8 protein-coding genes and 2 pseudogenes are annotated in these 9,034 nt (G+C 69.9%); 6 read left to right on the forward strand and 4 right to left on the reverse strand.

Annotation, left to right across the window (positions count from 1 at the left end; translation table 11 throughout):
* Window positions 1-37: 37 nt before the first annotated feature.
* Window positions 38-1,287 (forward strand): annotated as a pseudogene (locus tag H7I57_RS23565) (chloride channel protein).
* On the opposite strand, the gene H7I57_RS23570 reads toward H7I57_RS23565, so the two are convergent.
* Window positions 1,271-3,157 carry an ABC transporter family substrate-binding protein gene (locus H7I57_RS23570; RefSeq protein WP_264026450.1) on the reverse strand — a complete coding sequence of 629 codons (1,887 nt, stop codon included), beginning with the start codon at window positions 3,155-3,157 and terminating at the stop codon, window positions 1,271-1,273. The pseudogene H7I57_RS23565 and the gene H7I57_RS23570 overlap by 17 nt on opposite strands.
* 81 nt (window positions 3,158-3,238) lie before the next feature.
* Window positions 3,239-5,140, reverse strand: coding sequence for a translational GTPase TypA (gene typA / locus H7I57_RS23575; RefSeq protein WP_264026452.1), 1,902 nt, complete (start codon window positions 5,138-5,140; stop codon window positions 3,239-3,241).
* A 55-nt stretch (window positions 5,141-5,195) separates the two neighbouring features.
* Between typA and H7I57_RS23580 the strand changes: the two genes are divergently transcribed.
* Both H7I57_RS23580 and H7I57_RS23585 read left to right on the forward strand, forming a co-directional pair.
* Complete coding sequence (locus H7I57_RS23580) at window positions 5,196-5,387, forward strand: hypothetical protein (RefSeq protein WP_264026454.1); 192 nt, start codon at window positions 5,196-5,198, stop codon at window positions 5,385-5,387.
* A gap of 63 nt (window positions 5,388-5,450) precedes the next feature.
* On the forward strand, window positions 5,451-5,723 hold the full coding sequence (locus H7I57_RS23585) for an FmdB family zinc ribbon protein (protein ID WP_264026456.1): 273 nt from the start codon (window positions 5,451-5,453) through the stop codon (window positions 5,721-5,723).
* 51 nt (window positions 5,724-5,774) lie between these two features.
* Here H7I57_RS23585 and H7I57_RS23590 read toward each other — a convergent pair whose 3' ends face one another.
* Window positions 5,775-6,200 (reverse strand): (deoxy)nucleoside triphosphate pyrophosphohydrolase, encoded by a 426-nt coding sequence (locus tag H7I57_RS23590; RefSeq protein ID WP_264026468.1) that lies wholly within the window; start codon window positions 6,198-6,200, stop codon window positions 5,775-5,777.
* Window positions 6,201-6,239: 39 nt separating this feature from the next.
* On the opposite strand from H7I57_RS23590, the gene H7I57_RS23595 reads away from it, so the two are divergent.
* Window positions 6,240-6,527 (forward strand): 4a-hydroxytetrahydrobiopterin dehydratase, encoded by a 288-nt coding sequence (locus H7I57_RS23595; protein WP_264026457.1) that lies wholly within the window; start codon window positions 6,240-6,242, stop codon window positions 6,525-6,527.
* Here the strand turns inward: H7I57_RS23595 and H7I57_RS23600 are convergent.
* Entirely contained in the window at window positions 6,502-7,728 is a 1,227-nt protein-coding gene (locus H7I57_RS23600; RefSeq protein WP_264026458.1) for a mannosyltransferase, read from the reverse strand. The two genes, H7I57_RS23595 and H7I57_RS23600, sit on opposite strands and share 26 nt — an antisense overlap.
* 150 nt (window positions 7,729-7,878) lie before the next feature.
* On the opposite strand from H7I57_RS23600, the gene H7I57_RS23605 reads away from it, so the two are divergent.
* On the forward strand, window positions 7,879-8,493 hold the full coding sequence (locus H7I57_RS23605; RefSeq protein ID WP_264026460.1) for a hypothetical protein: 615 nt from the start codon (window positions 7,879-7,881) through the stop codon (window positions 8,491-8,493).
* A 50-nt stretch (window positions 8,494-8,543) separates the two neighbouring features.
* Window positions 8,544-9,034: pseudogene (locus tag H7I57_RS23610) on the forward strand (Rv1157c family protein); the annotation flags it as partial.

Genomic DNA, 9,034 nt, shown 5'->3' on the forward strand with positions numbered 1-9,034 from the left:
CAGTCCGCGGGCGACGGTGCTGGCATACATTCGGCTCGTGACGCGGCGCACCGTTGAGTTCGGCTGCGCGATCGTCATCATCGGTCTTCTCGCCGGTGTCGCCGGCGCGGCCACCACCCTGCTGCTGCACGCCATCGAGCACCTCACCTACCACTACACGTTCGGAACGCTCCTCAGCGGCGTGGAGGACAGCGGTCACATACGCCGCGCTCTCGGCCCGATGCTCGGGGGCGCGCTGGCAGGGTGGGGGTGGTGGTGGCTGCGGCGCCGCTGCGAGGTGCCGGAGTTGTCTGCGACCATCACCGCCCACCGCCCGATCCCCCGGCTGGCCTTGTCGATCGATGCGGGTCTGCAGGTACTGCTGGTCGGATCGGGAGCCTCGCTCGGTCGCGAAGGGGCGCCGCGCCAACTGGCCGCCGCGTGGGGCGATTTCGGTATCTCGCGGTTGGCGCTGACCGCCCGCGACCGCGAGATTCTGCTGGCGTGCGCCGCAGGCGCGGGGCTGGGCGCGTGTACAGCGTGCCGTTGGGCGGCGCGGTGTTCGCCGCCCGCATCCTGCTCGGCACGTGGCATCCGCGGGCGTTCGGCGCGGCGTTGATCACGTCGAGCCTCGCCGTGGCCGTCGCCGCGCCCGTCACCCACCTCGAGCACCCGCTGGTGTGGCCGGACGCGCGACTGTCCTATCTGCTCGGCTTCCTGGCGCTGGCGTCGGCGCCGCTGGCGGTTGCCGTGGGGCTCGCATTCGACCGGATGACGACTGCCGCCAGGCCCTCGGCCCTCGTGCGGTCGAAGATGCTGATCCCGGCGATCGCGGCCGCCGGGCTGCTGACCGGCGTCTGCTCGATCTGGTTGCCCGAACTTCCCGGCAACGGCCGCAGCATCCTGGAGGTCAGCGTGAACAGCGGGCTGACATTCGGTGCGGCCGCCGCGATCCTGCTCCTCAAGCCGCTGCTGACCTCGTTGTTCCTGCGCGCCGGCGCGGTGGGCGGCCTACTCACCCCGGCGCTGGCGACGGGGGCCGCGGCGGGGTCGTTGGTCGCGCTCGGCCTCAACCAGTGGGTAGGCGCCGACCTTCACGTGGCCGCGGTGTCGCTGAGTTGCGCCGCGGGTGTGCTGGCGATCACGCAGCGCTCGCCGCTGTTCGCGGCGCTTTTCGTGTGGGAACTCGCCCGTCCGCCGCTGTGGCTGCTGGCGGTGTTCGCGATCGGCGCCTACGCCGCGTACGCCCTGGCGATGCTTCGGCGCCGCGGTCACGGCAGCCGCCGCGACATCACTGGGGCAGCTTGACCCACTTGCCGGCGTCACCGACGATGCCGACCGGCACCGCGCCGGTCAGGCTGACGTTCTGCAGCCGCGGCCCGGAGGCGACGATCGTGGTGTCCTGCAGGATCGGCAGGACTGTCCACATGTTCCACAGATTCGGCTCCACCTCGGCGATCACCTCGCCGATGTCGGCGGTGCCGCGCAGCGCCGCGTCGATCCTGGGCTGAATGCCCCGGTCGCAGATGCCGGTGATGTTGCTCGGCGCCTGGAAGAGCTCACCGGTGTCCGGCTCCGGAGGCGGGGCGACGGTGGCGGTCGTGCTGCGCGGCTCCGCCTGGGGCGTTGTCGGTGACGGCGTCGCCGGCGAGGTGGGTGACGGCGTGGCCGCCGGCTGCGGCGCCGTCGTCGCGACCGGGGTCGCCTCCAGCGCGGGACAGCCGTAGCGCGACGCCAACGCCGTCGCCAGGTCGCCGCCGGCCTGACGCCAGCCGACCACTGCGTCCACGCGGTTGTTGACCAGCGCGTCGCCGTAGAGCACCACCGGATCCAGCGCCGACACCGTCGCCGCGATCCCGACATTGCGCAGCTGGTCTGCCGCGGTGTTGGCGACGGCGACCGAGGTCGGGTCGTTGGCGGCGACCCCGAGCACCAGCGTCAGGGGCTCGCCGTCCTTGGTGAGATGTCCGCGATTGTTCTCCGGCAGGCTCGGAGTGGGCGGCGCCGGTGGGGAGGTCGACACCGGTTCGATCTGGTATCCGGCTCCCGCCAACAGCTCCATGGCCTGCTCGCGGCTCATCGCGCGCGGAGCGGTCGGGACGTAGCCGGGATCGGAAGGTGAGCGCACCTGTGCCTGCGCCAGCGTGACGGTGTTGTCGTCGCCGGCACCGACCGCGGCCAGCAGGTCCACGTCGAGCAGACCCAGGATGGCCTGTCGCACCTGGCTGTCGGCGAGCGCGGGCTGCTGCGCCCGCAGCGTCAGCTGCATGACCCGCGGCGTGACGATCCGCGCGGTCCGCACATCCGGGATCGCCGACAGCTGAGCGAATGCCGCCGCGCCGCCGTGCACCTGCGCGACCTGGGTGTCGCCGTTGCGAATCGAGTCGGCCAGCGCGGCGGACGAGCCGCCGCGGCGCAGCAGGATCAGATCCGGGGTCGCGGGCACTCCCCAATACCTGTCGTTGCGTGCCAGCAGGATCTCGTCGCGTTGCGGGTCGATGTTCTCCACCCGGAACTGTCCGCCGGTCACCGGCATCGCGCGCACCAGCCCGGCGCCGAATCCGCCGGGGACGTCCTTGACGATGTGCGCGGGCAGGATGTTGTTGAACAGCTCCCGCCATGCCGGATACGGCTGGGAGAACGTCACGACCGCGGTCTTGCCGCCTTCCACCGACTGCACCCCGGTGATCAGGTCGTAGCCGGCCGGATCCACCGCGCCGGGCTGGCTGACCATCTGGCGCCACAGGTACCAGAAGTCGTCGGCCCCGATCGGCGCGTTGTCGGTCCACTGGGCCTCGGGACGGATCTTGTAGGTCACCGTGAAGGGGTTCTCGTCGGTGACCTCCGCGGACTCCAGCAGCGTCGGGTCCATCTCCCAGCGGGAGCCCGTGGGTGTCCGCGCGTCGGGGACCGGCCGGAAAGAACTGGGCAGCACCAACGAGCTGATCGCGGCGTTGACCGGTGACTGGTCGGAGAGCAGGTGGGCGTTGAAACCGGGGCCGATGGAGTCGATCGCCATGATGATCTGCGACGCCCTCATCGGCGGCGGCGGCGTGTTCTGGGCGGTGTCGGTGCTCTGCGGGGCCGGCGGCGGGCTCACGCTACAGCCGGTGACCAGGGACAACGTGGTGAGGATCGCGCCGGCCACGGCGCTGACGCGTCGCGGGGTCGTCGGCACGTCTACAGGGTATCGACCGCTACGGGGCGACCGTCCGACTCCCCGACCCGGCTCGTGTCTCGCCGATCGATGGCCATCGGACTACCCGCGCGCCTTGGCACGCGAGCGGGCCCGCCCGCGGGTGGTCGCGTCGAGTTCGGCCTTGCGCACCCGCACGATCTCCGGTGTCACCTCGACGCACTCGTCCTCGGCGCAGAATTCCATGGCCTGCTCGAGACCGAGTTCGAGCGGACGCGCGAGTGTCTCCATCACGTCTGCGGTCGAGGAGCGCATGTTGGTCAGCTTCTTCTCGCGGGTGACGTTGACGTCCAGGTCCTCGGCGCGCGGGTTGATCCCGACGACCTGCCCTTCGTAGGTGTCGTCGCCCGGTTCGACGAAGAACTGGCCGCGATCCGAGAGCTGGATCATCGCGAACGGCGTCACCGTGCCGCTGCGGTCAGAGACCAGCGAGCCGGTGTGGCGGGCCCGGATCTCGCCCGCCCAGGGGCGGTAGCCGTCGAACACGGCGTTGGCGATGCCGGTGCCACGGGTCAGCGTCAGGAAGTCGGTGCGAAAGCCGATGAGGCCACGGCTGGGCACGATGAAGTCCATCCGCACCCATCCGGCGGCGTGGTTGGCCATCTCCTCCATCCGCCCCTTGCGGGCGGCCATCAGCTGCGTGATCGCGCCGACGAACTCCTCCGGGCAGTCGATCGTCATCGCCTCGAAAGGCTCGTGCAGCTTGCCGTCGATGGTGCGGGTGACGACCTGCGGCTTGCCGACGGTGAGCTCGAAGCCCTCACGCCTCATCTGCTCGACGAGGACGGCCAACGCCAACTCGCCACGGCCCTGGACCTCCCACGCGTCCGGGCGCCCGATGTCGACGACCTTGATGGAGACGTTGCCGACGAGCTCGGAATCCAAGCGCGACTTGACCATTCGCGCGGTGAGCTTGTGTCCGGACACCTTGCCCGCCAGCGGCGAGGTGTTGGTGCCGATGGTCACCGAGATCGCAGGCTCGTCGACGGTGATGCGGGGCAGCGCATGCGCGTGCTCGGGGTCGGCGAGGGTGTCACCGATCATGATCTCGGGAATGCCCGCGACCGCGACGATGTCGCCCGCGATCGCCTCGTCGATGGCCGTGCGTTCGACACCCACGGTGCCGAGCAACTCGGTGATCTTCGCGTTGGAGATGACTGGATGACCGTCGACCTCACGCATCCAGGCGACCTGCTGACCCTTGCGGATCCGCCCCTTGTAGATGCGGATCAGCGCGAGCCTGCCGAGGAACGCCGATGCGTCCAGGTTGGTGACCAGCGCCTGCAGCGGAGCCTCCGGGTCGCCCTGCGGCGGCGGGATGTGCTCTAGCAGCACGTCGAACAGCGGGTCGAGGTTCTTCCCGTCGGGGTTCTCGCCATTGGCCGGCTCGGTCGTGCTGGCGATGCCCGCTCGGCCCGAGGCGTACAGCGTGGGCAGGCCGAGTGCGTCCTCGGCGGCCCGCTGGGCCTCCTCGTCGAGGTCGGAGGCGACATCGAGCAGCAGGTCGTGGCTGTCGGACACGACCTCGGAGATCCGGGCGTCGGGACGGTCGGTCTTGTTCACGACCAAGATCACCGGCAGGTGCGCGGCCAGCGCCTTGCGCAGCACGAACCGCGTCTGCGGCAGCGGGCCTTCCGACGCGTCGACGAGCAGCAGCACCCCGTCGACCATCGACAGCCCACGTTCGACCTCGCCGCCGAAGTCCGCGTGACCCGGGGTGTCGATGACGTTGATGACGGTCATGGTGCCGTCGGGGTTGCGGCGATGGACGGCGGTGTTCTTCGCCAGGATGGTGATGCCCTTTTCTTTCTCCAGGTCACCGGAGTCCATCAGGCGTTCGATCGCGTCGTCACCGCGGTGGCTCAAGGCCCCCGATTGGCGCAGCATCGCGTCGACCAGGGTCGTCTTGCCGTGGTCGACGTGGGCCACAATGGCGACGTTGCGAAAATCCGGGCGTGCAGTCACGCGGTGATTGTCGCAGTGCAGCGCACTGATCACGAAAACGAGAGAGACAGCTCACTTGGATCACGGCAAGCTCGCCGACCTGAAACCGAAGACGAAGTGTTGTCGCAGCAAGCCGCGCTGCAAGCGTCCCCCGCAAGCGGGAGGTGCCCCCAGCCCGGTCGTCATCGACAAGGTGCACAGGGCCCAACTCAACGGGATTCGGGGCAAGGAACTGACCAAGGTCTTCACGCGGGCCAGGAAGTCGTGATCTGACGGACCCTTCGGCGTACCGTGGTAACCATCCGTCGGGCGTTTACGGAGGTCAGCCAATATGACGGTCTACGAGATACTCGCAGTGGCGTCCATCGTCCTGGTCGGGACGTTCGCGGTCGTGGCGATATATCTGGGCATGCTCAATTGGGTCGGGGCACTCTACGTCGTGCGATGTACCGAGTGTCACCACCTCGCGTTCAACTCGGCCAACCAGCCGAGGACGTCGTGCCCCCACTGCCGCCATCCGATGCTCACGCACCCGATCCATGCGCTGCGCCATCCGGACAACCGCACCGATGTGCGGGTCGTCGGGGACCGCCTGCACTACTGAACCGGGTCCGGCGGGGCGCCCCGTGCTGTGGTGTGCGCTCAGATCGCGCGGTCAGCCTCGATGTCGATCTGGACGCACGCCGGACGTCGCCGCACCCAGGACTGTCGAAAGCTCGGACAGCCACGCCCGGTCGGCGGGCACCCAGGGCAGGGTGTCGAGCTCGTCGGTGCCCACCCATCGCAGTGCTCGGTGGTCGTGGGGGTGCAGCACACCGTCGGTCTGCGTGACGAGGTAGGCGCGCAGTACCACCGACTCGGTCAACGAGACGTCGCCGCCGAGGCGCGCGCCGACCGTCACGCCGATCCCCAGCTCCTCGCGCAGTTCACGCGCCAGCGCAACATCTTCCGACTCGCCCGCAGCGACCTTGCCGCCGGGCAACTCCCACAGGCCGGCGAGGTCCGGTGGCCGGGAACGCTGGGCGACCAACAGCGCGCCGTCCCGAACCAACGCACCCGCGACAACGATCAGATCCGGCAACTGGTTTGACACTGCGGCAGACGGTATACCGTCGAAGACATGGCTGTGTTAACGGACGACCAAATAGACGCCGCACTGCCCGACCTCGACGGCTGGGAGCACAGTGACGGCGCCCTGCGACGCTCGATCAAGTTCCCCGCGTTCCTCGACGGCATCGACGCGGTGCGCCGGGTCGGTGAGCACGCAGAGGCCAAGGACCACCATCCCGATATCGACATCCGCTGGCGGACAGTGACTTTCGCATTAGTCACGCACTCAGAAGGCGGCATCACCGACAAGGACGTGGCGATGGCTCGCGACATCAACGGGATCGTCGGAAACCTGTAGCGCCGATCCACGCCAGCGTCGCCAGCGTGGCGACGATGTAAATCAGGCCGGCCCACGCCAGGTACCAGGGCCGCGATATCACCCAGATGCTCGGCTGGGCGAAGCTGAGCAACCACGGCACCCCGACGACCGTCAGCGCCAGCCAGCCCCATCCGAGGACACGGGCACCGAGGCGGGCCCGCAGCGGACCGTGGAGCAGCCAGATCATCAGCGGTATCAGCCACACCCAGTGATGAGTCCACGAGATCGGCGACAGCAGCAGCCCGAACAGCTGGACGATCACGATCGCGGCGAGCCGGTCGTCAGCCCCGCCGACCGCGCGCCACGCCAGCAGGGCCAGCGCGGCCGTCACGACGATGCCTGCCAGCACCACGGGGCCGTAGCCGGCATCGTGCCCGAGGATTCTCGAGATCCCGCCGCGCCATGACTGGTTGAACGACGTCCCGATCGGGCCGACCCGGCTCGCGTCGCCGAGCAGCTCGGTGAAGTAATGCCGCGCCTGGTCGCCGACGACGAGGGCCGACACCCCGATCGTCAGCAGGAACACGACCGCGGAGAACGCCACCGCGCCCCAGCGCCGCGCACCCACGAAGTACAACCCCGACACCGCGGGCGTCAGCTTCACCCCGGCAGCCAGCCCCACCAAGAGCCCGGAGAGCCACCAGCGCGTCGTGTAAACGGCGTAGAGGACGGCCAGCACCAGCAGCACGTTGACCTGGCCGTAGTCGAACGTGCTGCGCAGCGGTTCGATCCAGATCCCGACGGCGGTCCACAGCATCGCGACCCGCCGGCCACCCGGCGACGCGTCGCCGTCGGGCAGCAGTCGCTGGCTCATCCGCACCACGCCGTAGAGCGCCGCGACGATGCCGAGCTGCCACGCCAGCGCGACCAGGCCGAACGGCAGCAGGTGCAACGGGTAGAACAGCACGGCCGCGAACGGCGGATAGGTGAACGGCAGCGGGAAGTCCGGGGTCTGGTCGGCGTACACGAAGTCGTAGAGCGTGCCCGGGTGGTCCAGCGCGGCGGCACCGCCGATGTAGACGTGCAGGTCAACGAAGTTCGCCCCGGTGGGCAACACATAGGTCCACGCGAGTCGTGCCGCGATGCTGAGGATCATCAGCACCGGCGCCGCGGCTGACAAGCGGGCCGCCAGCGGTGAGGCGGACGTTGCTGGGGCGGAAGCGATGGCGTCTATGCCCATCGACTCTAGCGAGCGGTCACCATCGGCACTCGTGTCAGTAACGGTTGCATAAATGCCACACGTGTCACTTGAGTAACTCCAGTAACAGGCTAGCTTCGGGTTCAGGCCTGCCATATGAGCCAACCGTGTCTTTTGATGATTGGGAGAACCATGCACCGCACCGGGAAATTGTTTGCAACCACGATGTTCGCAGCGGCGGGAGCGGTCTCGGCTGCCTTGGCGCTCAGCACTTCTGCGGCGGCTCAGCCCGCGCCTGCGCCCGCGCCTGCACCGGCGCCCCAGGTGCCGGGCCTGCCGTTCCTTCAGCAACTCGCCGCGAATCCTGCGGCCGCGACCCAGCTGATGCAGACCGTCACGACCATGATGGGCAACGCCGCGCCGACCGCCCAGGTCGCCCCGGCCGCGCCGGCCACGCCACCTGCGGCGACGGCGTCGATCACCCTGCCTCAGCCTGCGACCGCGCTGCCCGGTGCGGTGACGGGCCTTCCGGGTGCGACAGCGATCGGGCAGGGCAATACGACCACCGTGCCCGCCGATGCGGCGACCCCGGCGTCGACGCCGTCGCTGCTGCCGACCGGCCTGACCGATTCGTTGGGCGTGCCGGGCGGGCTGGCGTCACTGCTGCCCGCGGGCACACCGTTGGCCGGCCTGTTGCCGTCCGCGGGCACGGGCGCCGCACCCGCGGTTCCTGCGGCACCCGCTGCGGCGGCGGCACCGGCCGCGCCGCTGGCGCCGGTGTTCACCCCGCTGTCCGCGCTGCCCTGACGCCCGACCCCGATCACAGCCCGCCCGCCCACCGAACGCATTGGGGAATCATGTCAACGACCAGGACGATGCTCACCACCGCGATGGCGGTGGGCTCGTCGGCCGCGCTCCTGATGGTCGGCGTGACCGGAACCGCTCACGCCGACCCGGTAGCGGCGCCACTGCCGATCGACGGTCTGCAGGCCCCGGGCCTGCCCGCGGTGCAGAGCATCGGGCCCGTCATTCAGCAGGCGGCGTCTGACCCCACCAATGCCGCCTCGATGCTGATGGCCGCCGCCGCGGTGTTCGCCGGAGACGCGGCCGCGCCGCGCCCGTCCCGCGACGTCGCGTCGGCGGTCAACCAGTTCGTCCAGCCGGTGGCACACGTGCCTGCGACCGGCGCGGTTCCCGGCACCCAGGCCCACCTGCCCGCGGGCGTGAATCCGGCGCACGCGGTGGGCCCGATGCCCGAGGCGATGCCGCAGGCCGCTCCCGAGGTCGCCCATATGCCGGGTGCAGGGGTCGTGCCCGGCGCGGCTCCGGGCCCGGCTCCCGCACCTGC

The sequence above is a fragment of the Mycolicibacterium pyrenivorans genome (assembly GCF_025821625.1).
GTDB lineage: Bacteria > Actinomycetota > Actinomycetes > Mycobacteriales > Mycobacteriaceae > Mycobacterium > Mycobacterium pyrenivorans.

Coding starts and splice junctions, on each gene's coding strand:
- H7I57_RS23605 (WP_264026460.1), top strand. CDS start 7,879: ATGCACCGCACCGGGAAATTGTTTGCAACCACGATGTTCGCAGCGGCG.
- H7I57_RS23595 (WP_264026457.1), top strand. CDS start 6,240: ATGGCTGTGTTAACGGACGACCAAATAGACGCCGCACTGCCCGACCTC.
- H7I57_RS23585 (WP_264026456.1), top strand. CDS start 5,451: ATGACGGTCTACGAGATACTCGCAGTGGCGTCCATCGTCCTGGTCGGG.
- H7I57_RS23600 (WP_264026458.1), bottom strand. CDS start 7,728: ATGGGCATAGACGCCATCGCTTCCGCCCCAGCAACGTCCGCCTCACCG.